The organism is Paenibacillus plantiphilus, assembly GCF_927798095.1.
Taxonomy (GTDB): Bacteria; Bacillota; Bacilli; order Paenibacillales; family Paenibacillaceae; genus Paenibacillus_Z; species Paenibacillus_Z plantiphilus.
Window position 1 is genome coordinate 13,522 of sequence record NZ_CAKMMF010000004.1, and the last position, 24,269, is coordinate 37,790.

At 50.7% G+C, this 24,269-nt stretch carries 21 protein-coding genes; 2 read left to right on the plus strand and 19 right to left on the minus strand.

All coding sequences use genetic code 11. The features are described from left to right. Positions 1 to 13: 13 nt before the first annotated feature. Both L6H65_RS04040 and L6H65_RS04045 read right to left on the minus strand, forming a co-directional pair. Complete coding sequence (locus L6H65_RS04040; RefSeq protein ID WP_236339151.1) at positions 14 to 667, minus strand: HAD family hydrolase; 654 nt, start codon at positions 665 to 667, stop codon at positions 14 to 16. 61 nt (positions 668 to 728) lie between these two features. Further along, positions 729 to 1,469, minus strand: a complete 741-nt coding sequence (locus L6H65_RS04045) for a MerR family transcriptional regulator (RefSeq protein ID WP_236339153.1) — start codon at positions 1,467 to 1,469, stop codon at positions 729 to 731. Positions 1,470 to 1,712: 243 nt separating this feature from the next. On the opposite strand from L6H65_RS04045, the gene L6H65_RS04050 reads away from it, so the two are divergent. Both L6H65_RS04050 and L6H65_RS04055 read left to right on the plus strand, forming a co-directional pair. Then, on the plus strand, positions 1,713 to 3,464 hold the full coding sequence (locus L6H65_RS04050) for an alpha-glycosidase (RefSeq protein WP_236339155.1): 1,752 nt from the start codon (positions 1,713 to 1,715) through the stop codon (positions 3,462 to 3,464). Between the two features lie 44 nt (positions 3,465 to 3,508). Next, positions 3,509 to 4,303 carry a hypothetical protein gene (locus L6H65_RS04055; RefSeq protein WP_236339156.1) on the plus strand — a complete coding sequence of 265 codons (795 nt, stop codon included), beginning with the start codon at positions 3,509 to 3,511 and terminating at the stop codon, positions 4,301 to 4,303. 86 nt (positions 4,304 to 4,389) lie between these two features. Here L6H65_RS04055 and L6H65_RS04060 read toward each other — a convergent pair whose 3' ends face one another. The 17 genes from L6H65_RS04060 to sbnB form a co-directional block, all read right to left on the minus strand. After that, positions 4,390 to 5,142 (minus strand): (S)-benzoin forming benzil reductase, encoded by a 753-nt coding sequence (locus L6H65_RS04060; RefSeq protein ID WP_236339157.1) that lies wholly within the window; start codon positions 5,140 to 5,142, stop codon positions 4,390 to 4,392. A gap of 190 nt (positions 5,143 to 5,332) precedes the next feature. Next, positions 5,333 to 5,995, minus strand: a complete 663-nt coding sequence (locus tag L6H65_RS04065) for an ABC transporter ATP-binding protein (protein ID WP_236339158.1) — start codon at positions 5,993 to 5,995, stop codon at positions 5,333 to 5,335. A 33-nt stretch (positions 5,996 to 6,028) separates the two neighbouring features. Next, complete coding sequence (locus L6H65_RS04070) at positions 6,029 to 7,675, minus strand: ABC transporter permease (protein WP_236339159.1); 1,647 nt, start codon at positions 7,673 to 7,675, stop codon at positions 6,029 to 6,031. Positions 7,676 to 7,678: 3 nt separating this feature from the next. Next, the gene (locus L6H65_RS04075) at positions 7,679 to 8,800 is read right to left on the minus strand and encodes a Fe(3+) ABC transporter substrate-binding protein (protein ID WP_236339160.1); all 1,122 of its coding nucleotides are present in this window, start codon (positions 8,798 to 8,800) and stop codon (positions 7,679 to 7,681) included. A 248-nt stretch (positions 8,801 to 9,048) separates the two neighbouring features. Continuing rightward, positions 9,049 to 10,161, minus strand: coding sequence for an extracellular solute-binding protein (locus L6H65_RS04080; protein WP_236339438.1), 1,113 nt, complete (start codon positions 10,159 to 10,161; stop codon positions 9,049 to 9,051). A 26-nt stretch (positions 10,162 to 10,187) separates the two neighbouring features. Then, positions 10,188 to 11,612, minus strand: coding sequence for a HAMP domain-containing sensor histidine kinase (locus L6H65_RS04085; protein WP_236339161.1), 1,425 nt, complete (start codon positions 11,610 to 11,612; stop codon positions 10,188 to 10,190). Beyond that, positions 11,609 to 12,286, minus strand: a complete 678-nt coding sequence (locus L6H65_RS04090) for a response regulator transcription factor (RefSeq protein WP_236339162.1) — start codon at positions 12,284 to 12,286, stop codon at positions 11,609 to 11,611. Before L6H65_RS04090 ends, L6H65_RS04085 begins: the two co-directional genes overlap by 4 nt. A 383-nt stretch (positions 12,287 to 12,669) precedes the next feature. Continuing rightward, positions 12,670 to 14,385 (minus strand): ABC transporter ATP-binding protein, encoded by a 1,716-nt coding sequence (locus tag L6H65_RS04095; RefSeq protein WP_236339163.1) that lies wholly within the window; start codon positions 14,383 to 14,385, stop codon positions 12,670 to 12,672. A 131-nt stretch (positions 14,386 to 14,516) separates the two neighbouring features. Then, positions 14,517 to 15,731, minus strand: coding sequence for an MFS transporter (locus L6H65_RS04100; RefSeq protein ID WP_236339165.1), 1,215 nt, complete (start codon positions 15,729 to 15,731; stop codon positions 14,517 to 14,519). 15 nt (positions 15,732 to 15,746) lie between these two features. Continuing rightward, positions 15,747 to 16,337: a nitroreductase family protein gene (locus L6H65_RS04105; protein WP_236339166.1), complete on the minus strand. Its 591-nt coding sequence runs from the start codon at positions 16,335 to 16,337 to the stop codon at positions 15,747 to 15,749. Between the two features lie 8 nt (positions 16,338 to 16,345). Then, positions 16,346 to 17,341, minus strand: a complete 996-nt coding sequence (locus L6H65_RS04110) for a FecCD family ABC transporter permease (RefSeq protein WP_236339167.1) — start codon at positions 17,339 to 17,341, stop codon at positions 16,346 to 16,348. 8 nt (positions 17,342 to 17,349) lie between these two features. Further along, positions 17,350 to 18,330 (minus strand): FecCD family ABC transporter permease, encoded by a 981-nt coding sequence (locus L6H65_RS04115; RefSeq protein WP_236339168.1) that lies wholly within the window; start codon positions 18,328 to 18,330, stop codon positions 17,350 to 17,352. A gap of 21 nt (positions 18,331 to 18,351) precedes the next feature. Next, complete coding sequence (locus L6H65_RS04120; RefSeq protein WP_236339169.1) at positions 18,352 to 19,359, minus strand: ABC transporter substrate-binding protein; 1,008 nt, start codon at positions 19,357 to 19,359, stop codon at positions 18,352 to 18,354. A gap of 185 nt (positions 19,360 to 19,544) precedes the next feature. After that, positions 19,545 to 20,066 (minus strand): NADPH-dependent FMN reductase, encoded by a 522-nt coding sequence (gene ssuE, locus L6H65_RS04125; protein WP_236339170.1) that lies wholly within the window; start codon positions 20,064 to 20,066, stop codon positions 19,545 to 19,547. 24 nt (positions 20,067 to 20,090) lie between these two features. Beyond that, positions 20,091 to 21,293: a type III PLP-dependent enzyme gene (locus L6H65_RS04130; protein ID WP_236339171.1), complete on the minus strand. Its 1,203-nt coding sequence runs from the start codon at positions 21,291 to 21,293 to the stop codon at positions 20,091 to 20,093. After that, positions 21,290 to 23,203 carry an IucA/IucC family protein gene (locus L6H65_RS04135; RefSeq protein WP_236339172.1) on the minus strand — a complete coding sequence of 638 codons (1,914 nt, stop codon included), beginning with the start codon at positions 23,201 to 23,203 and terminating at the stop codon, positions 21,290 to 21,292. The genes L6H65_RS04130 and L6H65_RS04135 overlap by 4 nt, the downstream gene beginning before the upstream one ends. A gap of 20 nt (positions 23,204 to 23,223) precedes the next feature. Further along, positions 23,224 to 24,258: a 2,3-diaminopropionate biosynthesis protein SbnB gene (gene sbnB / locus L6H65_RS04140; RefSeq protein WP_236339173.1), complete on the minus strand. Its 1,035-nt coding sequence runs from the start codon at positions 24,256 to 24,258 to the stop codon at positions 23,224 to 23,226. Positions 24,259 to 24,269: the final 11 nt, after the last annotated feature.

Here is a 24,269-nt window from a genome sequence, read left to right on the forward strand (position 1 = left end):
CTGGCTGGCTCAATTATTTTGCTCGATAGAGCACTTCATGAAGCTCATTAAAGTGCGAAATAAGAAAGTCCGCATCCTCCAAACGCTCTGACACATGAGGCAGGCCCTTGTATCCGATACCTGTCATACCAGCGCTTTTCGCTGCCATCATCCCATTATAGGAATCCTCAATTACGACGCATTTATCAGGCGAGACAGCTAGTTTGCTGGCTGCAAGAAGGAATATTGCAGGGTCGGGCTTCGAATGCTTCACTTCGTTATCGCACACACATTGATGAAACAATGAACGCAGCTCAAACTGATCCAGAACCGCATCCATCCTTTTCTTGGAGGCGCTCGTTGCAAGTGCTGTCTTAAAGCCATGTTCATTAAGATGCTGAAGCAACTCTTTAACTCCTTCAATGAGTCCGATCTCTTCGTACAAGGCAATCTCCTGATCAACATCATAAGAGCCAATCAATACCTTCATATCATGCGGGAGCCCATAGTCATCCTTCACCCGTTGCCAGAACTGGCGCGCGCTTAGACTTCCCCAGGTTTTGATCTCCTCGATAGTCAGATCACAGCCAAACGACCGGGCGGCATCACACAATAACGAATACGCGACAGAATGAGAGTCAATAACAACACCATCCATATCGAATATAACAGCTTCCACACCAACCATAATAACGCACTTCCCATTCTATCAAGTAATCGAAACATGAGGCTGTTTCAATACAGAAATTTTATCCCCTGTTATGATCAGCATAGACCGCCATTGCATCGCGCATGAAAAGCGCCAAGCCTTCACCGAACTTATCGATGTTTTTGGTAAAGCGTTCATCGTCGACATACATTTGGCCCAAGCCTTTGAAGGCGTCGAGTGAATAGCAGCCCATTCTGTTCAGCATGTCATACCATTCTTTGATCCCCGCTTGAGCCTCGCTCGATGCAGGAGCATGATGGCGAAGCGAAGCAAGCTTCGTGTAGAGCGCAGTCATTTCATCAGACATAGCCTGCTGCTGTCCCTTGGACATGCCTGCTAATCGGGCATTCGACTCATCTACAGCCCTATCGCCCCAGCGTTCGCGAGCTTCTTGCTCATAAGGGTTGCGGCTGAAGTCAAAGCCTTCAAACTTCTCTTTATTCGTCATTGCAATTTCTCCTCTCGTGTATAGCAGCGTCTTATCAATGGTTGCAATCATACGGTCAAGGCGGTCGCGCTTCTCTAGCAGCAGTCTGCGATGCATGGACAATGCAGCCTCTCGATCAAATGACTCATCATTGACAATTTCTTTAATTTGCTTCAAAGGAAGATCCAGCTCTCTGAAAAACAAAATTTGCTGCAGCAGCTCAAGATTGTCGTTGGAGTATAGCCGATATCCGGTATCCGTAATCTCCCCGGGTGTTAATAACCCAATCTCATCGTAATGATGCAGTGTGCGCACACTGACTCCAACCAAATCTGCAACCTCTTTTACTTTCATAGCAGCATTCAATGCCTCCCTTCAACATTCACTATAAAATATAACGTAACGTGAGAGTCAATCAAAAATATGGCTAAAGTTAAAAAAATTCGACTTTTTTCGCGCCCCCATATTGACGAGAGAGTAATTGCTGTGTTATATTGACATTAATTTAAGGGCAATGCAACCTACGGGTTCAACCTCACCAATATGTGAGGTTGAACCCTTTTTGCTTTATGCCGGCTAAGGAGGATAACTACTATCATGAATTTAGAAGCCGTGTACCACCGTACCAAATCCAATTGGTCCTACGCCTATGACGCCGAAACGCTGCATGTCCGGATTCGCACGAAAAAAGCGGATATCACCTCAATCGAGCTGCACTGCGGCGACAAGTATGGCTGGGATAAAACAAGCGCCATTATTCCAATGGTTCCGTTAGCCTCAGACGCCCTGTTTGATTATTGGGAAGCAGCCGTACAGCCAAAATTCCGCAGAACGGTCTACTATTTTGCACTTCATGACGGAGAGACGACCGCTTATATGCTGGAAAAAGGATTTTTCAACGAGCCGCCAGCCATTATCTATGAAGGTCTATTCGATTTTCCCTTTATAAATCCTGCCGATGTGCTCAAGCCGCCTTCCTGGGTGAAGCAAGCGGTATTCTATCAAATCTTCCCGGAGCGGTTCGCAAACGGCGATCCCTCCCTCAATCCTGAAGGAACAGAGCCTTGGGGCGGGACTCCTACACCGAAGAACTTCTTTGGCGGCGACTTGAAGGGCGTGCTGGATCATCTTGATTATTTGACCTCTCTCGGCATTAATGCCATCTATTTTAATCCGCTCTTCGAAGGAACGACGAATCACAAGTACGATACGAGCGACTACATGAAGGTCGATCCGCAGTTCGGTACGAATGAAACGTTGAAAGAGCTGGTGAAGGTCTGTCATGATCGCGGCATTCGTGTCCTGCTCGATGCCGTGTTCAACCATAGCGGACATACTTTTCCGCCATATGTTGATGTGATTGAGAGGGGACCTGCTTCTCCTTACTATGATTGGTTTCACATCCGAGAGTGGCCGCTGTCGGTCGAGGATGGCGTGCCGACATACGACACTTTCGGCTTTGAACCGATCATGCCGAAGCTGAATACCGAGAACCCTGAAGTAAAGGAATATCTCCTTAAAGTAGCGAAATACTGGATCGAAGAGATCGGGATCGACGGCTGGAGACTCGATGTTGCCAATGAAGTCGATCATGCCTTCTGGAGAGATTTCCACAAAACCGTGAAGTCCGTTAATCCTGAGGCTTATCTGCTTGGTGAAATTATGCATGATGCACTTCCTTGGCTGCTCGGTGATCAATTCGACGCTGTCATGAACTATCCCTTTACGAACGCCTGTCTGGACTTCTTTGCACACAGCAGAATTGGAGCGGATCAATTCGCCAGCCGAATCAGCGCTCAATTAGTAAGCTATCCGCAGCAAGCGAATGAAGTATCCTTTAATTTGCTCGGCAGCCATGATACTGTCCGCTTGCTGACACTATGTGAAGGCAGTCTGGATCGGCTGAAGCTTGCCTATCTATTCCAGCTTACATTCACAGGTGTTCCATGCATCTATTATGGAGATGAAATCGGCATTGATGGTGATTATGACCCTGGCAACCGTAAATGCATGGAGTGGGACCCCAAGAAGCAGAATCTCGAATTGCTCGCCTTCTTCCAGCGCATTATCTCGCTGCGGCATAAGTATGCCGCCCTTCAAACGGGTACGCTCAATTTCTTGATGGATTTGGAGAATGACAACAACCTGATCTACGAGCGTCGTGACGGCAAGGATCACTTCCTTATTCTGATCAATAATTCGGATCAATCGTCTACCTTCCGCACCGTTGTTTCGAAGGAAGCATGGTCAGGAATACTGTCTGATGCACCTGTATCGACCCAACAGGGTCAACTAAATGTAACACTTCCGCCTTTCGGCTACGCGATTCTTCATGCTATGGAGAACTAAAAGGAGTTCTTCACTACGGTTGTTAAAATAAGAGGAGGCATACTATGACAAAGCAAGAGCTGCTTCTGCACAGACTAGATGCGATAGGTCAAACGCTTGAGAAGAAGGGCGAGGTGCTTATGCTTCTTGGTCTTGGTTCCGTCGGGATCGAGACAGAGCGATTGGATGAATACTCTGACCTTGATTTCTTCGTCATCGCGAAACCGGGCCATGCGCAAAGATTTATCGATCAACTGGATTGGCTGGAGGATACGTATCCGTTAGCTTACGCCTTCAAAAATTCCGATTTCGGCTGCAAAATTTTGTTTCAGGATGGCATCTATGGCGAGTATGCTGTATTCGAGGAATCGGATATGGAAACAGCCGGCTATTCAGAAGGCAGAATCGTCTGGAAGGCTCCTTCATTCAACAACTTGGACATTGTCAAACCGAAGATCAAACTTCCTGAATTGAAAACAAAAACAATGGACTTTGCCATCAACGAAGCATTAACGAATTTGTATGTCGGTCTGGGAAGATACGCCAGAGGCGAGAAGCTTTCGGGAACCCGATTTGTCGAGGGCTACGCAGTGGACAATATTATCGCGATTATGCACATGCTGCAGCCAGAGGTCGACTATTACCCTGACTGCTTCGGCAATGATCGAAGATTCGAGAAGAGATTCCCGCTCACAGAGGATATGCTCGGCAATATGATACAAGGTTATAAAAAAGTTCCTCAATCCGCCATTTATATTTTGAATTATTTGGAGAAGATTTATCCGATTAATGAGCGCATGAGCGCTGAAATTCGAGCGCTTGCCGCTCAGCTTGAGACCCAACAGCAGAAGCAGCAATAAAAGCACAAATGGACACAGAGCATGCAACAGCGCCTTTACGCCTGCTGCATGCTCTGTCTTCTCTTATCCTCTTCCTCGCAGAATGATCATTGCAGCTGTTTAATATCTACGATTTCTCCGCCGGAATAATCGCTCTCCAGCAACCGGAGAACATAATGCGCAACTTCTTCAGGAGACAGCAGCATCCCTTCTTCCTTGAACGAGATGAATCTCTCCAGATCCTTGAAATTGTCCACATTGGTCGCTCGAATCTGTGCTTGCATCTCCGTATCTATAATCCCAGGCGCGAAAGATATGGCTCTCACCGGAAATGCCTTCTCCTCTTGCTCCAGCGCTGTACACCTTGTAAACAAATCCAAGCCTGCCTTGGCGCTGCAATAGCTGCTCCATCCGAAGTAAGGCTTCTTGCCTGCACCGGATGAAATATTAATGATTCTTTTATCCGCTTGAATTGATTGAGCCAAGTCAATAAAAGCGGAAGCCAACACAATTGGAGCGGTAAGATTGATCGCAATGTTTGCAATAATCTCATCATCCGCACAGCGTTCAATCGGCGCAATCGGTGTGACAGTTCCCGCATTATTGATCAGTACGATAGACTTGGCCGCTGCATGATCGATCCGATCGAAGATAGACGCCATCATGCCGCTAATAGCGGCCCCATTCGTAAGATCAAATGGAATATGCTCCACGCTCGCACCGCTTCTGCCCGCCAGCTCCGTCAATTTGCTGCTTTCATTTCTGGAAATACAAAATAGATGATTGCCAGGCTCCATCAAACGAAGCGCTATCGCTTCTCCAAGACCTCTGGAAGTACCCGTAATGATGTAATAGTTCAACTTTCTTCTCTCCCCCACAAGTATCCATGCCACTACTGAAATTCGACAATATTCGCAATGCCAAAATAACTTATATTACATAATTGTATGCATTATCCATTATACAATTCCGCTTCTACGGTTACAATTCAAAAAAGCCAAGCATATTCGCTCAGCTTTATCGTCTCGTCGCTCGTCCCTAATAAGAATTTCATGCTGTTGCTTCTGCCATTTCCTTCTGAATACGGATGGAGCGATCACAGATCGCTTCAATATCGGCTGCATCGTGAGAGACTAACAGACAGGTCATCTCAGCCTTTCTCAGAATTTGGCGAAGCTCGCTTCGAATCGAAGTCTTCAAACTTGCATCCAGGCTGCTGAACGGTTCATCCATCAGCAGAATAGATGGCTTCGGCGCAAGCGCGCGCGCCAATGCTACACGCTGCTGCTGTCCGCCACTTAGCTCATGCGGATACCGCTTGGCATAATCCGTTAATTGCACAAGCTCCAGCATTTCCTGCACCCGCTCCTTGCGCGCTGCCCGCTTGAGCTTATGTAGTCCAAAGGCAATGTTCTCGACCACATTGAGATGAGGAAACAGCGCATAATCCTGAAATACCATTCCCACGCCGCGATTCTCGACATCCACATATAGGCCATCGTTCACCATCATCATCCCATCGATCATGATGCTTCCCTTCTCCGGCAGCTCAAGACCGGCAACGAGCCGCAGAAGTGAGCTTTTTCCGCTTCCGCTCGCCCCCAGAATACCGACGACTTCCCCTTTGTTAAGGGTGCAAGAGAAATCGTCAATGACAGGCGGCTGACGGCGGGCATAACGAAACGTTACATGCTTGATGGCGACAAAGTTCATGAATGCCTCTCCTCTCCTTTTCACAATTCAATTTCACTTTTCCTTTTCCAGCCTTACAATAAGAAGCACCGAGATCAGACTAATGCCAATTAGCAGCAGCGATGGCAATGCCGCATCATAGATTCGCTCATCAATCGCGTATTGATAGGTTCGAGTTGCCAATGTATCGAAGTTAAAGGGACGAAGCAGGAGCGTAAGCGGAAGCTCCTTCATGATCTCTACAATCGTAAGAATAAAGCCGGTAATAACCGCACCCTTCAACAGCGGCAGCTCAACTTTGAAGAACGATTTCGTATTCCCGCGTCCTAGCGTCCGAGATGCTTCCGTATAGACTCGCGGCAGCTTCTCGTAGCCTGATTCAATAGCATTATAGCCTGTCGCCATGAACCGGATAATATATCCGGTAATGAGCATGGAGAGCGACAAGCTAAGCACCAGCGCTCCTTCTCCCTTGCCCAACCATTCGTATACGGTTGACAGACGTTGGTCCAATGCTATGAAGACGGCCAGCACACCGATTGCTACAATAGCGCCGGGAATCGCATAGCCCGCTGTCATCAGGCGAGACACGCCATAAGCAAGCGACGAGGACAGCATGCGCGCCGTTCTAGCCGACAGCAGAGCAATAATCATAATGACAGCAGTGGCGATTGCCGCACCTGACAGACTGTTAACCATCAGATCGATAAAGTCCGCTCTCCAGATTTTATGATACGTCCAGGTCGTCCATACGATGATCTGCGTCAAGGGCACGATAAAAGCCAGCAGAAAAATAATCGAACAGAACGCTGTCGCTCCCCATGCAGCGATCCCCTTCATTTGCTGCGGCTTTAGCGGGCGGCTCTGACTGGTTGTCGCATTAAACTGCCGATTGCGCCGCAGAAAGCGTTCAATGACGAAGAGCCCAATGATAACGATCAGCAGCCAGGCTGCCAGCCTGATCGCTGAATCCACATCATACATGCCGAACCAGGTTTGGAAGATTGCAGTCGATACCGTCTGCATGCCGAAATAGCTGGCCACTCCATAATCGCTGAATACCTCGAATACAACCAGCATCACACCAGAGATAATCGCTGGGCGCGACAGCGGCAGCACCACCTTGATAAACAGCGACAGCCGGCTGCGTCCCAGCAGTCTGGCATTTTCAATATAGGAAGCGCTCTGCCTTTCAAGAAAGGTTCGCGTCAGCATGAACACGTATGGAAACAGAAACAGCGTCATGATGAAAATAGCGCCTTTGCTGGACATGATCTCAATCGTGCCCGGAGGCAGCTTTATATCGAATTGATTGCGAAGTGTCGATTGTATGAATCCTGTATAGCTGGTCATCGTACTGTAGGTGTATGCCGCGATATAAGGCGGCACTGCAAGCGGCAATACGAGCGCCCACCGGAAAAACCTCCGCAGCGGAAACGTATATCCGACGACAAGCCATGCAAGCACAACCCCGAGCAAGGCGGCAAAAAAGCCAGTGAACAGCACCAGCTTTGCCGAACCGAGCACATAATCCGTTAATAAATACTGCTTCACAATTTGCCAATTCTCATTAGTCGGTCGAAACAGGCCGAGAAGCACATAAAGGATGGGCAGCAATATTGCCGCCCCTCCTAATAAACTTGCGATCATCCACCCGTTTATGTGCCTCCTTATGTTGCGCAGGAGCCTCGATGTTCTCATTTCTTATTTCCAGCCAACCTTGTTGACGATCTCGACAGCCTTAGGATTCAATTCGCCGTATGCGGCAAAATCAATGCCCTGGCTCTTGAACTCGCCCCAGCTCTTGAGCAGCTCCGGCAGCTCTGCCGCCTTGTTAACCGGGAACTCGAAGTTCGTCTTCGAAATAATGGACTGCGCTTCAGGCGCTGTTAAGTACTCAATCAGCTTAATCGCATTTTCCTTGTTCTTGCTATGCTTGATCAAGGCCGCGCCGCTAATATTGATATGCGTTCCCGTTGTCTGCTGATTAGGGAAGAACACGCCAATTTGCTCGGCTACCTTTCTTTCTTCCTCGACATCAGATGCTGCCAGATTGCCCACATAGTACGTATTCATAATCGCAACATCACCTGTACCCGCTACAATCGCCTTCGCTTGGTCTCTGTCGCCGCCCTCAGGATCGCGAGCCAGATTAGCTGCAATTCCTGCAGCCCATGCTTCTGCTTCCTTTTCGCCGTTAATGGAAATCAACGAAGCGAGCAGCGAGAGATTGTACAAATTCGTGGAGGAGCGAACCATCAGCTTGCCCTTCCATTTATCTGTAGCCAAATCCTCATAGGTGGAAAGCTCGCTTGGATTGACGCGATCCTTGGCATACACAATAACACGAGCCCGGGTCGACAAGCCGATCCAATGGCTATCCTTGTCGCGAAGCTCGGCCGGAACCTGCGCATCGATAACCTCCGACACAACCGGCTGCAGCAGCTCGGCTGTCTTCGCCGTATTCAGTATGCCTCCGTCCACTGTAATGAACAGGTCTGCAGGTGTGCTAGTGCCTTCACGTTTGATTTTCTCAATCAATTCAGGCGCTTTTCCTTCAACTACATTTACCTTAATTCCTGTTTGCTCCGTAAACTTTGCATATAGGTCAGCGTCCACATCATAATGGCGCGCTGTATAAATATTAACCTCTCCGCCTGTCTTCGTTTCTGGCTCCTCTGCTGTGGCCTCTCCTGTTGTCTTCGTGCCGTTAGCGCTTTTGTTCGCGCCTCCATTGTTGTTGTTGCCTGCTCCACAGCCTGCGATCAGAGCCATGACGAGTACAAACGTAAGCATAAGAAATACATAATTGCGTCTTTGCTGCATGGTGCTTCTTCCCCCTACTATTATATGTACTGGATACTTGACTGACGATAATATTCATTCTCAATTAGAAGGCGAAAAAAAAAGCTTTCCTGCCGCTATTCCGTTCGACCTGCAACTCATTGATAATGAGTATCATTACCATTCAATATGTCCTAATTTCTATTATAGGGAACGAAAATGAGAATTTGATGTGAAAATAAAAAAAGACCGTCAGGTCTTTTTTAGTGCAGCACAACGGGCGCATCTGCTTATTTCCAGCCTGCAGCTTGAAAAATTTCGATCGCCTTCCTGTTATAGATACTCAGCGCGCTGTATGGGACATGCTGTGACTTAAACTTGCCCCACTGCTTCAGAAACTGGGGCATGTCCGCTTCCTCATTGACGGGGAACTCAAAGCTGCCTTGTGTCAGAATCGTCTGTCCCTCTTTGCTCGTCATGAACTCGACCAGTTTAATAGCATTCTCTTTATTCTTGGCATACTTGGCCAATCCTACGCCGCTTATATTAATATGAGTGCCCGTCGTCTTCTGATTAGGGAACAGAATGCCCAGATTTGCAACCGCCTCTGCCTCTTCTGCATCCTTGGAAACCGACAGCTGTCCGATATAATAGGTGTTCATAATCGCAATATCCCCGACATGGGCGGCTATCGCTGTCGCTTGCGACAGATCGCCTCCCTCCGGTGTCCGCGCCAAATTATGGACAACCCCTTCTGCCCATTCAGCCGCTTGCTTCTCGCCTGTCAATGCAATAAAGGAAGCCAGTAGAGACTGATTATACAAATTATCCGATGAACGGACCAGAACTTTACCCTTCCACCTGTCTTTAGCCAGATCCTCATAGGTGGACAGCTCATCGGGGTTTATACGGTCCTTGGCATACACAATCACTCGCGCGCGAGTAGCGATACCTACCCATTGACCGTCCCTGTCACGCCGATCTGCGGGGACTGACCGTTCAACAGCAGCGGATTCTATCGGCTGCAGCACATCGCTCTGCTTGGCGTAATCCAATATCCCCCCATCAACCGTAATTAATAAATCTGCGCTGGAGCTTGCTTTCTCCTGCTTCATCCGGTTAATCAGCTCATCGGCGGTTCCCTTCACTTCATTGACCTTAATACCAGTACGCCTAGTAAATTCCTCATAGATAAGACTATCCACTGCATAATGCCTGGCGCTGTAAACATGAACGACCTGCTCACTGCTGTCACCGGGCACAGCTTCTGAATTCGGATTACCGGTTGCTGACATACTCCCCGGTGTATCCGCTGGTGCTTTGCCCCCACTGCTGCTATCACAGCCTGCGAAGATGAGCGCAGTCAGCAGGAGCAGCATAAGAGCTGCGGCTTTTTTTGTCATCATATATCAACCTCGCGATCTCTTTCTCATATGTCAGTAATCGAATAAACAGGGAGCGATACCGTTACCATCGTACCTTCAAGCTCTCGACTCTCAATAGCAAGAGTACCGTTGTACTGATCAACCAGCCGCTTGGCAATCGCAAGCCCCAGACCATGGCCGCCCTGCTGCCGGCTTCTTGCCTTATCTACCCGATAGAATCGATCCATGACATGGGGCAAGTCCTTCTTCGAAATTCCTATCCCGCGATCGGAGATCTGAAAGCTCGCATGGCCTTTGTCGACACTGCCCGTTAATCGGATAAGCGGATTCCCAGCAGAATATTTAACCGCATTATCCAATATAATCAGTAAAATTTGTTCCAAATGCTCTGCGGGTATACGTATCACTACCTCCGATAACCCATTCATTTCTGTTTCAAAACAAAAAGACGGATAGATAATGGCCACATTTTTAATGATCTGCGGAATGGTCTGGTCCGGGCTGGAGATCTCCGCTCCCTGCTGCTGTACATTGCCGTCGACGCGGGTTAGCGTCAGCAAATCCTGAACAAGACCCTTCAAGCGAAGCAGCTCCTGGATCGATGCATGCAGCGATTCGTCCAGAACAGCAGGATCTTCCCTTCCCCATCGCTGCAGCAGTGTCAAGTGGCCTTCAATAATCGCAACTGGCGTCCGCAATTCATGCGAGGCATCCTCTACGAACTGCGTCTGCTGCTGAAAGGAGCGTTCAACCTGATCCATCATTTCATTAAACAGCTTCATCAGCGTGGACAGCTCGTCCTCATTGTTATTTACCTTCATACGCTCATGCAAGCCTTTATGCTTGATTCTTCGAATCGTTTCCGCCATCGATTGGAGCGGCTTCAGCAGCTGCCATGCCAATAGACCGCCTCCCAGACCGCATACGACGACAGCGCCAAGACCGAAGGTTGTCACAACCCGAAGAATAGCCGAGCTAAGTCTGTCGAAATCATCCAAATTTTTCACAATTTCCACAGTGCCTGTGAAATCATGAATCTCAATCGGGCTTCTCATAATTAGCAGCGAGTGATCACCATAGACCTCTCTGACGATTTCGGAGCTGCTCACTGGCACAGCTTCTGCCCAATGCTCCGGAAGATTATCAGACACGGCCAGCATTCGATTGCCGTTCCCGTCGATAACCCGAATCAATTGATGTTTATGATTGATCTTGTTCAGATAATTGCGAATGGGGGTCAATTCATTTGCCTCAAAAACAGATTCACGCTCCAGGAGGTAGTTAAGAATATCGCGCATTTTCTGCTCTGCATCCGTCTTTTCCTGATCGATCATCCACTTCTCTATATACAAATACTGAACCGTGTTATATGCCGCAAACAATACAAACAGCATAACAGCAGACCAGATCGTAAGCTTCCATTTAATCGGAATCCGCGATAAGAAACGCCGTTTGGATGTAAAGGTCATTTTCTCATCACATATCCGATGCCGCGTACCGTTTGAATGCAGCTGGGTCCCTCGGAGCTGTCTATTTTATTGCGCAAATACCGCACATACACATCCACTACATTCGTATCGACCGATGCTTCAAAGCCCCATACCTTATCCAATAAAGTCTCGCGATTCAGCACCCTGTTCGTATTCTCCATGAAGGCGACGAGCAAATCATACTCTCGCTTAGTAAGCTCTATCTCAACATTGCCCTTCATCACAATTCTCGCTTCCAGATTCACGCTCAGGTCCTGAAAAACAAGCTGCGCCGCCGCATCTTCCCTGCTGTCATCGAGCCTTCTGAAAATCACTCTAATCCGCGCCAGCAATTCCTCCATAGCAAATGGCTTCGGAATATAATCATCGGCTCCGCAATCAAGCCCTGTTACCCGATCCGTTACACTATCTCTTGCCGTTATCATAATGACCGGCGTCTTCTTAAGCGCGCGCAGCCGGCGGCACACCTCCATGCCATCCATGCCAGGAAGCATCAGATCAAGAAGAATTACGTCCCAATCCTCAGCCATCGCCATATGCAGACCTACTTCCCCATCGTAGGCAACTGTCACAGAGAACGATTCATGCCTGAGCTCCAGCTCAATAAAGCGGGACATGTTTTTCTCATCTTCAATCAGCAATACTTTTCTCATTCGTACAATTCCCTTCCAAGTTAGCTCGTCTGCTGCACTGCCTATAATTTGTAGTATAGCTCACTACGATGAGATTGAGAATGCTTATCACTCTACTTTTTCATTCAGCACAGGGGTTATTGCTGCTTTTGGCCACTATCCCCTTCGCTCAGAACAATGGGTCTGCATTGCTTTTGGCCATTATCCCCTTGGCTCAGTAATCTACAATGCCATACTTCACTAGCAGTGCAATTGACAATATTACAAACCGTCCTGAGTCTTGGGGATAATGGGCAAAAGAAGGAAATACCCCTGTGCTGCCCCGTCTTTCGCTGCCTGTAATTCCACAACCGATCCGTGAAAAAAAGAAGACGCCTGCCTGAGCGCGCCTCCTTCCTTCCATCTTACTTACTCAGCTGCGCTTCATGCAGCCTGCTGTAGACGCCGCCAGAAGCTATCAGCTCCCTATGCCCGCCTTGTTCAGCAATTCCATCTTCGTTCACAACGACGATCCGGTCCGCATTGCGAATTGTCGTCAGTCGGTGCGCGATGACCAAAGTCGTTCTTCCGACTGAAAGCTCGGACAAGGATTGCTGAATCGCCGCTTCGGTTGCGGTATCCAGCGCGGAGGTCGCCTCATCCAATATAAGAATAGGCGGATTCTTCAGAAACATTCTGGCAATTGACATCCGCTGCTTCTGACCGCCGGACAGCTTCACTCCACGCTCGCCTACAATTGTGTCGATGCCATCCGGCAGCTTGCGGATCAATTCCTCCAGCGATGCTTTTCTTGCCGCTTCCCAAATCTCGGCTTCCGTTGCATCCAGATTGCCGTAGGCAATATTCTCTCGAACCGTCCCTGAGAAAAGAAATACATCCTGCTGAACAATGCCGATATGCTTGCGCAGCGATTCAAGCTTGATCTGGCGAATATCGATGCCGTCAATCGTAATTTTGCCGCTATCCACGTCATAGAATCGCGGCAGCAGGCTGCAGATGGTTGTTTTTCCAGCGCCGGAAGGCCCCACGAATGCTATCGTTTCTCCAGCTGCAATGGACAAATCGATATTGTGCAATATTTTTCGGTCCGTCTCATAACTGAACGAGACGCCTTCAAAGCGAATGTTGCCCTTGAATAACTCGACCTCAACCGCATCCGGCGAATCTGCAATATCCGGCTCGGTATCGATAATTTCTACATAACGCTTAAATCCGGCAATCCCTTTCGGATAGCTTTCAATAACAGCGTTGATTTTCTCAATCGGGCGGAAGAAGATGTTGGAGAGCAGCAGGAAGGCCATAAATTCGCCCATTTCCAGCTTCCCCTGAATGAAGAACCACGCTCCGCAAATCATGACAAACACTGTGATCAAGCGCATCATCATATAGCTTACTGAGATGCTTCTTGCCATCGTTTTATAGGCCAGCAGCTTCGTCTTGCGATAGCTTTGATTATCAATAGCGAATAGTCTGTTCTCATGCTTTTCGTTCGCAAAGGACTGTACAACGCGAATCCCGCCGACATTTTCCTCAATACGCGCATTAAAATTACCGACATCCCCGAACAGGCGGCTGTAGGTCGAGGTCATTCTCCGGCCGAAAAAAATAACTAGCCAGCCCATCACCGGAATAATAATAAAGGTCAGCAGCGCCAGCTCCAAATTGATATACGCCATCAGCGAGAATGCGCCCGCCAATGTCATAATCGCAATAAACGCATCCTCCGGCCCGTGGTGAGCCATTTCGCCAATATCATTCAAATCATTCGTTACCCGTCCGATCAAATGACCTGTTTTGTGATTATCAAAAAAACGGAAGGATAGCTTCTGAATGTGCTCAAACATCTTTTTCCGCATATCGGTCTCGATATTAATACCCAGCATATGTCCCCAATAAGTGACGATATACTGCAGCGCTGTGTTAAGCGCGTAGATCGCAAGCAGCCCTACACAGGCCAGAACAATGACCGGCCAGTTCTCGCCCGGCAGCAAATCATCAATAAATTTGCTCACTGCCAGCGGAAAGGCCAGCTCAAGAAGACCCGCAATAATAGCGCAGGTGAAATCCAATAAGAACAGTCCTTTGTACGGGCGATAGTAGGAAAAAAAACGTCGAAGCATGACTCTCACTCTTTTCTGTATATAGTCGCTAATTCTGAAGTCTATCATACCCGAAAAGAAAAGACACTCCCCTATGGGTAGTGTCAGAATGCAGAATGATAAGGCCTGCCGCAGTATTTAAAGGGCATCGATCAGCCCTTCAAGGAGGAAATAGATGATACGCGGGAAAGCAGTGATCTGCGTACCCAGTAAAAGTTGGCAAATAATAGTATGGCCGTCATAAAAAATATGCCGCGTATGCCCATATAGCGGGACAAGCCTCCAGCCAAAATCGGCCCCAGCATGCTTCCGAAGCTGACAGCGCTCGTATCAAAGCTGTACGCTCGGCTCTCCATGCCCGGCGGGGAGTAATGTTTGATCAGCGCCCTCACCGAAGGAATGAGTCCTCCCATAAAAACACCAAGCAGGAATCTGGACGCCAGCAGCTGCCAATAATGCCATACAAAGCATTGCATTAAAAACGCGAATCCCGCACCGAGCAGTGAAATCGCCAATATCGGCTTGAAGCCAATCCTGTCACCCCACCTGCCGACCAAGGGAGAGAAGATCAGGTTGGAAACCCCCATCACCGAGATTACTAGTCCTACATAAAAAGCGAGCTGTCCGCCGCCCCCTTGAAGCTCCTCTACAAACAGCGGAATTAAAGGCAGCGAGCTTACTAGCGCAAACTGTATGACAACGCTGATTGTAAACAATGTCGGCAGCGGCTTCGTATTCAGCAGCACCCGCATGCCCTGATAGATGGAATGCTCATTATTCCTGACTGTCGAAGCGGTCTGGAATTTCTCCCGAACGAACAACGCGACGAGTATGGAAGCAGCAAGCGTCACTGCGCCTGTAACAAAAAAGCTATACCTAATGCCTATCCATTCCGCGAATAGTCCGCCGAATAAAGGTCCGAGAATCATGCCCGACACATTCCCGGAATGAAGAACTCCCATGGCGAAGCCCATCCGTTCATTTGGCGTGTTAGCCGCTACCAGCGCCGTAGCCGCCGGAGTAAAGCCGGATACGACACCGCTTAGAAATCGGAGCGCCAGCAGCTGCCATGGCGATGAAGCAAACCCCATCATCCCCACAATGATCGCGATGCCGAAGCCGGCGCGCAGCAGCATAAGCTTGCGTCCGTAGCGGTCAGCCAAACTTCCCCACAACGGCTGAAACAGAAACAGGGTGACAAAATTCGCGGCGAATATGAGACCGGCCCATGCGGCAATCTCATCGGGGTCCTGTACGCCTAGCTCCTGCACATACATCGTCAGGAAAGGCGTAACCATCGTCACACTCCCCATGACCATGAAATTGCCGATCCATAAGACGGTCAAGTTGATCCTCCAATTATTCAACCGATCGCCTCTCTCTTACCTCCGTTCGTCGCAATCGATCACAGTCAGCAGCTTCTCAGCAGCTGTGCGTGGACGCGCTGGCGGTATTTTATCGGGATATCCGACGTGAAGCACACCGATGACCTTCTCTCCTGGTTGAACGCCTGTTGCCGCTCTAAATCCGGGATCATACAGGTAAGGGTTCGTTTTCCATACAACACCCAATCCCTGCTCCCACGCGGCCAGCTGGAAATTCTGGATGAGACAGCAGACCGCTGCGAAATCCTCGTCCCATTGCTTCTGACGCGGGTCCTCTTTCAGAATAACGATCAGATGAATCGGGATGCCCATGTAATATTCCGCTCTGGTCTCGGCATATTTTATTTTTTCATCCGGCGTGAATGCGCCGATAACGGCATCTGTAAATACGCGGCGTCCCTCACCCTTATACAGAATAAACCTCCAAGGCTCTCTCAAGCCGTGATTCGGAGCCCATACAGCTACATTAAGCAGCTCCAGCAACAGCTCATCGGAAACGGGATCATTCCTGAATACCCGAACCGTCCGGCGTTCTTTGATTAAAGCCGCTATTGTCGCGGCGGGTTTGATCCTATCCGTATTTCCCATTCCCTCTGCTACCTCCGTTTTCGATAAAGCAAATAGATCATATAGGGTGCACCCACAATAGCAGTAATGATTCCGCATGGAATTTCATACGGAGCGAACGCCGTTCGGCCGAGCAAATCTGCGGTCATAACGATAAGACCACCCATCAATGCTGCCACTGGGAGCAATCTGCGGTTCGAAGCGCCCACCAGCTGCCTCGAAATATGCGGCGCCATCAGGCCGATGAACCCGACTGTACCAGCCATCGCAACTGCGGCGCCTGCCAGACCGACGCTGATGAGCAGCAGCAAGCCGCGAATGAGTTCGATTCGGCTTCCCAGCCCTCTCGCCAAATGATCGCCTAGCTGCAGAACATCCAGCTGACGCGCAAGAAGCAAGGCAGCCGGGAATAAAACGACCAGCCAAGGCAGCAGCGGCCAGAAGTGCTCCCAGCCCCGTCCGTATACGCTGCCTGTCATCCAGATGACAGCTGACGTTACCTGATGAATTTTGCCGATGGTCAGCAAATATGTGATTAATGCGCCCGCTGTCGCAGATACTCCGATTCCGACAAGCAGCAGTCGAATGGGCGATACTCCTCTTCTCCAGGAGATGCTGTACGTCACCGCCGCTGCCGCGAAGGAGCCGCCGAAGGCCACAAATGGAAGCCACGCAATCGGAAAGGACGGGATCATAACAATGATTGCGACGGCAGCGAGCGCAGCCCCCGCATTCAATCCGATAACGCCAGGCGAGGCAAGCGGATTGCGTGTTATCGCCTGCAGAATGACGCCGGACAACGCAAGCCCGCAGCCAACCAGAAAGGCAACCAAAGCTCTCGGCAGCCGTAATATATTGACCACATAGTTATACTCGTCCCCGCCAAAGCCCAGCGCAGTACGCAATGCTTGAACAATCGGCACCGGGTATTCTCCCAGCACAATATTCAGAATTAGAACACTGGCATTGGCTGCCGCCAAAACAATTACAATGAACAGCCACTTATTCCGCCGTTTTGCTTCCACGCTGCCGGTCACCCCTTTCTCTGCGCCAAATAAATTAGAAACGGGGCGCCAAGGAAAGCTGTTACCACTCCGACAGGAACCTCATGGCCCGGGAGCACAAAGCGTGCGCCGATATCTGCAAGCAGCAGCAGCAGCGCACCCAATATTGCAGAGTAAGGCAATATCCAGCGGTAGTCCATGCCTGCTGCAAACCGCGCCAGATGCGGGACTGCCAGACCGACAAATCCGATCGGCCCGGCAATTGCTACAGCGCTGCCTGCCAGCAGCATAATAATTCCGATCAGAGCTGCCTTTGTCCAGACGACTCGTTGCCCAAGGCCGGCAGCCACATCATCGCCCAAACTAAGAAGATTGATCTGCTTGCCCATGAGCAGCGTCAGCAATAACCCTGCCAGCATGTACGGAACAATCTGAACAAACAGGTCCAGATCACGTCCTGTTACGGAGCCTGCCAGCCAGAAACGCATCTCATCCAAAGACTGCTCATTAAAGATGAGAATTCCTTGGGTTATAGAGGCCAGCAGTAAATTTATCGTAGCTCCAGCCAGAACGAGCTTCATCGACGTGAGGCCCCCCTGTCCGACAGAGGCAAGGCCAAATACGATCAGACAGGCCAGTCCCGCGCCAAGAAATGCAGACCAGGTAAATATAGGAAAGGCCGAATGGCTGAATAAAAAGCCCGCGATAACTGCCATCAGAGCAGCGCCATAGTTTATCCCGAAAACTTCAGGACCTGCCAAGGCGTTCCGTGTCATAGCCTGCATAATGCCTCCCGCCAGTGCCAGCGATGCACCAACCATCATTGCAATCAATGCTCGGGGCAGCCGCACGGAACGAACAATCAAATGCTCGCGGGAGCCATCGAAGGCAGTGAATGCCTCGATGACCGTTTGCAAATTTATTTTTGTTGATCCCAGCATAATACTTGCCGCCAACGAGCAGATGACAAGCACGATGCCGACACATAATCCGGTCAGCTTGGCACTCAAGTCTGTTCCTCCCCTAAAGCGTTATTGCCCAAGATGAGTGAACAAATCATCGATTACCTTGTTGGCGGCTTGAATGCCGTTGCCGCTCATCCATGTTTCCCAGTCCACATGGTATACCTTCTTCCCCTGCACCGCCTTCAACGTGGCCCAAAGCGGACTTTTCTCTACCTTTTCCTCAAAATATGCTGTATCGCGCGAAAACCAGAAGATCGCGTCCCCGTCCAAATCGGCTATGCTCTCCTCGGTAATATTCCGCGAGAATGCGTCTTCACGCTGCGCTTCCGGGCGCGGCAGTCCGCTGTCCGCCAGAATGCCTGCGGCAAACGGCTTGGTCAAATAGATTTGAATGCCGTTGTCCCGCGGACGGAAGAGCGAGATTTCCGTTTCGGCAATTCGATCGCCAATCGCTTTCTTCAACTGCTGCGTCCGTTCATCATAAACGGCAAGGAGCTCCTTTCCCTTCTCGCTTAATCCGACCGCATCGGCATGAATGCGCAGGTTATCCTTCCATGTCTCGCCAAGCGTTTCTACGAATACAGTAGGAGCAATCTGTGACAACTTGTCATAAATCGCCTCATGTGAAGCCTTGATGCCAATAATCAAATCCGGTTTGAGCGCTTGAACCGCCTCCAGGCTTGGCTGATCGACTGTTCCAATATTGCTGATGCCATCTGTTCCCGGCAGGTATGCCGGAAAACTGGCATTCACCGATACGATCGAAGGCGCGCCGACCGGCTTGACGCCCAGCGCCAGCAAATCGTCCAGCGCTCCGTTGTGCAGCACGACAACGCGCGCCGGTTTGGCCGGAACCTCAATCTCTCCTCTTGCATCGGTTATTTTGCGGGTCTGCGCTTCCTGCCCATTATCCTGCTTGTTGCCAGTCGCATTATTGGCAGCGGATGAATCGGCATTCGTGCCCGGCTTATCCGCAGTATTCTTCGTATCTGAATTATTGGCTCCGCAGCCGCTAACCAGAAGTGTAAAGCATAAGACCAAAGCTGAGATGAATAAAGAAGATGATTTGAACACGATACATAACCCCCTGTGTGTATAAAACAACGATTCGAATGACTACCATTCATCGATGGGTGGATCGGTCAACTTTGATCCAACAACCGGAAATGATAATCATTATCAATTAATATGATAAAGTTCGTGCACCGGTTTGTGAATATTTTATTTTATCTGTTTGCATATAATATTTTGTCATCCCATCATGGAAGAATTAGATTGTCCACGGCTTTATCCAGTCGCTGCCTCACTTCCTCGTCAAGCACATACTTGTCGTCCGCCGATCGGGACACTTGAGAATCAATGACATAAACACCGCTCATCTGATGGCTTGCCCCTAATATGGAGAGCGTCGGCTTGAGCCCATATTCGATCGACAGCAAATGGGCGATTGTGCCGCCGATGAAGACAGGAAGCACGCTTTTATTGACTAATGCCTTTTGCGGCAGCAGGTCGAGATATGTTTTGAGCACACCGGAGTAGGTCGCTTTGTATACAGGACTTGCCGCAATGACTGCATCCGCCTTCTCCACCAGTGCGTTGCAGGCCTCTATGGCAGGACTGTCCCATTTGGCATGGATGAGATCCTCTGCCGGCAGCTCGCATACCTGAATCCAATCGACTTTCGCGCCTTTCTGGAGAAGCCTCTCCTCCATATATTGCAGCACCCCGGTTAATCGGGAGCCCCTTGAGGGGCTTCCGACAATGAATACAATATTGTTCATTGCGCACATTCTCCTTTATCAGAATTAATCGAGATAGATATGCAGGGGATGCGGATGGCTTAGAAAATCATGATGCGATATCGCCCAGCCGTACGCCCCGGCATACTGGAACACAACAATATCACCGATGCGAAGACGGGCAACCCGCACTTCTCTTGCCAGAACATCCTTCGGTGTACACAGCTCTCCGACTGCCGTGATCTCGCTATCGATCAGCTCTGGCCGGGGAAATGGGTACTGCCACGCTTCAATAGGCACGATCTCGAACGGATGGCTGTGCTGCCAGGATGCCGGAAGCCGAAAATGATGCGTGCCACCGCGCAGAACGGCATAGTGTCTGCCATGATTATGCTTAATATCCAACACCTCGGCGGCATAGCAGCCGCAGGATGACGTCACATAACGGCCGCATTCAAACAGCAGGCTCATGCCCGCAGGCAGCTTTTCTCCGCATACCAGCTCTAAACCCGCTACAAAAGACGGCCAGTTGAACTGGTCATTCAAATTATCGTAATTGACGCCGATTCCGCCCCCTGCGTTCAAATAGGACAGCTCCAGTCCGAATTCGTCCATCCAGCTCCGCACCCGATCGCAATAATAACGAATTAAGTCCAAATGCCGCTCCACATTCAAATTGTTGGAAATCGAATGCATATGGAAGCCTTCCAGCTTAATATTCGGCAGCTGGCGCACCGTTTGGAGAAGGGCTGGAATCTGCCTTTCATCTATGCCGAATTGCGTGCGTGGTCCGGCCATCGTCAGCGTGGCGGCTGGCAGCGGACCGGTTAAATTAACGCGCAGCAGAATCGACGCCGTGCTGCTCCGCCTTTGCGCAATATGAGCGATTCTCAGCAGCTCCAGCTCACTCTCCACATGGAAGAGGCTGACGCCGTACTCCATTCCTTCTTCTATATCGTAATCAGTCTTGCCCGGTCCCCCGAAAATAATTGGAGCGTCCGGTGCCACACCCCTGACCCTGATGATCTCGCCAAGCGAAGCGGTCTCGAAGCCGTCCACGAGCGAAGCCAGCGCTCGAAGTATCGGCTGCTCGGAATTGGCCTTCACCGCATAGAAAAACTTGCATCTTGGCGGCAGAGAATCCATCCGCGCCTGTACATGCTCGCGCAAATGCCCTAAATCATACAAATATGCGCTGTACGGACGGCGGCGCTCCTGCTCCTGCTCCTGCTCCTTATCCTGCAATATCCGTTCAACGATCCGCTTCATCTCATTCTCCCTCCCTGTGCAGTCTGTACACAGACAGCCGCGAGCGGATTCGGAATATCCACGTACAAGGGCTTCTCGGATAATTGGCGGAAGTAGCTGGCGAGACTCGCCTTAGCTGGCAGTGTAGGCGAATTGAGCAAATCTGACAGGTAGAATTGATGCTGCTCCTGTTCTATAAAGCCGGAGGCCGATAAGGACTTGCCTACGATTTGCCACAAAGCGGCCTCATCCAGCCCTCCGTCAAAGGCGATCGTATGGATCAGATGACCGATATGGTTGACCAGCACATAATACTTGAATCTTTTCCATGCCTCGCTATCGCTGTAATAGGCCGGACTGTCAACCACCAGTAATGCAGGATGCCATTCGAGGGCGCGGCTGCGGCTAATGCTGACCCCCTCCAAATCCCTGACAAAAAATTGCGCTGGCCAGCCCTCCTTCAGCGCGACGAGCGAATTCTGCACATGTGCCTCCATGCTGATTCCACGCTCCAAAAACAGCCATAACAACGGGATAAGGGATAGGCTCAAGTAACGCTCCAGCCATTGCTCGACCAGCGCTTGGTCGGCTGCTGTCCCCCTTGCACTGGCGGCTGCTTGAATGGCCTCCCACAGCGGAGAGTGCGCTGAAGACAGCTGACGCTCCAGCAAAGACGCCACTACTGCGGGCGCTTCCTGATCCCCCGTCTGCTGTGGCTGTTGTGGCTGTTGTGTCTGGTGCGGCTGCTGCCGCAGGTCGCTTCCTGACTGAGCGATTGGGCTTTGGCGGAAAATAACGCCGAAGTTCTCCTCCAGCATCGCGGACCGCTCCTTATCGCCGGGCAGGGAAAGCGTTCGGTAGCCCTTCTCCAGCATAATATGAAAGCCGCTGTAAGGTATCGAGCTGGCAACAGCCGCCAGCACTCTGCCAGCATCAACGGACCGCTTTAATTGCTCTAGCGGGTTGACCCGAATGAAATTCGTTACCCTTACATGCAGCGGAAGCTTGTAAATCATCGGATGCCGAAAATCCCAAACCGTTCGAATCGAGGAGGTAGCTGTCAGCTCCTCACCCAGCTCGCCAAGATCAACGAGCAGCCCCTGCTGCAGCAGCTCTTGAACCACCGGCTGAAGCTTCAGATACTGCGCCTGCCAGGGATGGCTGGGCAGCAAGCGGTAATGACGCTGCTCCATCGGCAGCAGGCGCATCGCCTCATCGGTCACCTCCGCCGGGAATAACAGGCCCGGCGCTTCCAGCCATTCCTCGCGGACAAGCCCCGGCGCAGCCGCAAAATAATGGAGCGGGAACGAGGCGCCAAGCTCCGGCGCATACCGCCCTACATCGGCGTCTGCAAAGCCGCTCAAGCTTTTGGGCGACGGGTGGAACGGATGACCGAACAGCAGCGACTGCTCCGCAGCCCGCGTATGCGCTGCGCCCTGTAAGCTCCATAACGAGCGCCGAGGCTCCCTGCGGCTCTCCGCATACGCAGTCATGCCGCGCATCGAGCTCTCTATCTGCTCAAGCAGCGAGGCAATTCGCCCTGAGGACTGCTCCTGTCCGGACAGGACGGCGGCAGCCTCGTTTACGATGAGTCGTACAACCCCCTCGAAGTCCAGCGGTTCATAGACGAACGGCTTTTGCAGGCTGGCGCTCCAGAAGCGTTGACCGTACTTATGATGGCCGAACGGCGAAATATAGGCCGCCGCGCCAATGAGAACAACTCCGGCCGTGGATATCTCTATGCCCATCAGACGGCCTTCCGCAACCAGCTGCCGCAGAATAGCTGGAGGCATCGCCGCATAAGGGTCATCCTCGGCCCTGACTTCAGGGACCGGAATGCCGCGCTCCCGCAAGTAGCAGTTCAACAATCGCCCGATATGCTCCGACTCCGCGATGAATCGAGCATTCCGACCTTCCTGCATATCCATCATTCCACTTCCCTCCATTAAGATTAAGCATCTTTGCCGAACAGCGACAGCCGCTGGCCGACATTGGCAGCCAGCGCCCTCTGGTAGATCGCCTGCGCGCTGGCTATATCTTCAATGGCCATCCCCATCGGATTCAGAATAATGATTTCCTGCTCGGATTGTCTGCCGGGTTTGGCCCCGGTCACAATCTCCCCCAGCTCGGCATAAAGCTGCTCCCGTGAGAAGCTGCCCTCCAGCACAAGCTGGTTAATGATCTTCTTCTCCCTGTTAGACTGATCCCAATCGTCCACGACGACCTTCGCCGCTCTCACAAATACATCCTTATGCAAATCCATAATCGATATATTACTGACAAAAGCGCCCTCCCTCAGCCATTCGAAAGGAATATACGGCTGATCTGCTACTGTGCAGGTAATAACGACCTCGCCCGCGCGCACCGCGCCTTCGGCTGATTCAGTGATGACGATTCTGACAGCTGGGAAGCGCTGCGCAACCGATTGGGACAGCTTGACGGATGCGGCCTCGTTCCAGTCATACAACGACAGCTCCTCAATCCCGCTGAACTGCTCAAGCATCGAGTGGAGCTGCATCGCTGCGATCGTTCCGCAGCCGATGCAGCTTATCCGCGTGAAGCCCGCCTTTGCCAAATGACGCGCGCCAATGACAGTGACGGCCGCTGTCCGCATCCCGCTGATGAGGCTGGCCTCCAATATGGCGATCGGGTAGTTGCTGCCAGGATCGTTCAAGATAATAACGCCGCTGGCGCGTTCCAGCTCCCGCTTGCCAGGATTGTCATGCTTGCTGCCAATCCATTTGATGCCGGACACGGCTTGGTCGCCTCCGATATGTGCGGGCATAGCAATGATTCTGTCCGCGATATGCCCCGTCTGTCCGTCCCGGCTAACACGCAAATACGGCTTCAACGGCTGGACATAGTCTCCATTGGCATGCAGCTTCAGCGCTTGTTCAACTGCTGCTACGTACAGCTCTGACGTACCGCCGCCAACCTGCTCGATATGGTTCCGATTCAAATACAGAACCGTATTCCGCTCATTCATTACTCCGCCCC

What these genes read in the sequence shown, in the direction of transcription:
- L6H65_RS04085 (WP_236339161.1), bottom strand. Translation starts at nt 11,612, where the DNA reads ATGACCTTTACATCCAAACGGCGTTTCTTATCGCGGATTCCGATTAAA.
- L6H65_RS04105 (WP_236339166.1), bottom strand. Translation starts at nt 16,337, where the DNA reads ATGGGAAATACGGATAGGATCAAACCCGCCGCGACAATAGCGGCTTTA.
- L6H65_RS04045 (WP_236339153.1), bottom strand. Translation starts at nt 1,469, where the DNA reads ATGAAAGTAAAAGAGGTTGCAGATTTGGTTGGAGTCAGTGTGCGCACA.
- L6H65_RS04135 (WP_236339172.1), bottom strand. Translation starts at nt 23,203, where the DNA reads ATGATGGATATGCAGGAAGGTCGGAATGCTCGATTCATCGCGGAGTCG.
- L6H65_RS04040 (WP_236339151.1), bottom strand. Translation starts at nt 667, where the DNA reads ATGGTTGGTGTGGAAGCTGTTATATTCGATATGGATGGTGTTGTTATT.
- L6H65_RS04090 (WP_236339162.1), bottom strand. Translation starts at nt 12,286, where the DNA reads ATGAGAAAAGTATTGCTGATTGAAGATGAGAAAAACATGTCCCGCTTT.
- L6H65_RS04070 (WP_236339159.1), bottom strand. Translation starts at nt 7,675, where the DNA reads ATGAGAACATCGAGGCTCCTGCGCAACATAAGGAGGCACATAAACGGG.
- L6H65_RS04080 (WP_236339438.1), bottom strand. Translation starts at nt 10,161, where the DNA reads ATGACAAAAAAAGCCGCAGCTCTTATGCTGCTCCTGCTGACTGCGCTC.
- L6H65_RS04065 (WP_236339158.1), bottom strand. Translation starts at nt 5,995, where the DNA reads ATGAACTTTGTCGCCATCAAGCATGTAACGTTTCGTTATGCCCGCCGT.
- L6H65_RS04095 (WP_236339163.1), bottom strand. Translation starts at nt 14,385, where the DNA reads ATGCTTCGACGTTTTTTTTCCTACTATCGCCCGTACAAAGGACTGTTC.
- L6H65_RS04055 (WP_236339156.1), top strand. Translation starts at nt 3,509, where the DNA reads ATGACAAAGCAAGAGCTGCTTCTGCACAGACTAGATGCGATAGGTCAA.
- L6H65_RS04050 (WP_236339155.1), top strand. Translation starts at nt 1,713, where the DNA reads ATGAATTTAGAAGCCGTGTACCACCGTACCAAATCCAATTGGTCCTAC.
- ssuE (WP_236339170.1), bottom strand. Translation starts at nt 20,066, where the DNA reads ATGAACAATATTGTATTCATTGTCGGAAGCCCCTCAAGGGGCTCCCGA.
- sbnB (WP_236339173.1), bottom strand. Translation starts at nt 24,258, where the DNA reads ATGAATGAGCGGAATACGGTTCTGTATTTGAATCGGAACCATATCGAG.
- L6H65_RS04130 (WP_236339171.1), bottom strand. Translation starts at nt 21,293, where the DNA reads ATGAAGCGGATCGTTGAACGGATATTGCAGGATAAGGAGCAGGAGCAG.
- L6H65_RS04075 (WP_236339160.1), bottom strand. Translation starts at nt 8,800, where the DNA reads ATGCAGCAAAGACGCAATTATGTATTTCTTATGCTTACGTTTGTACTC.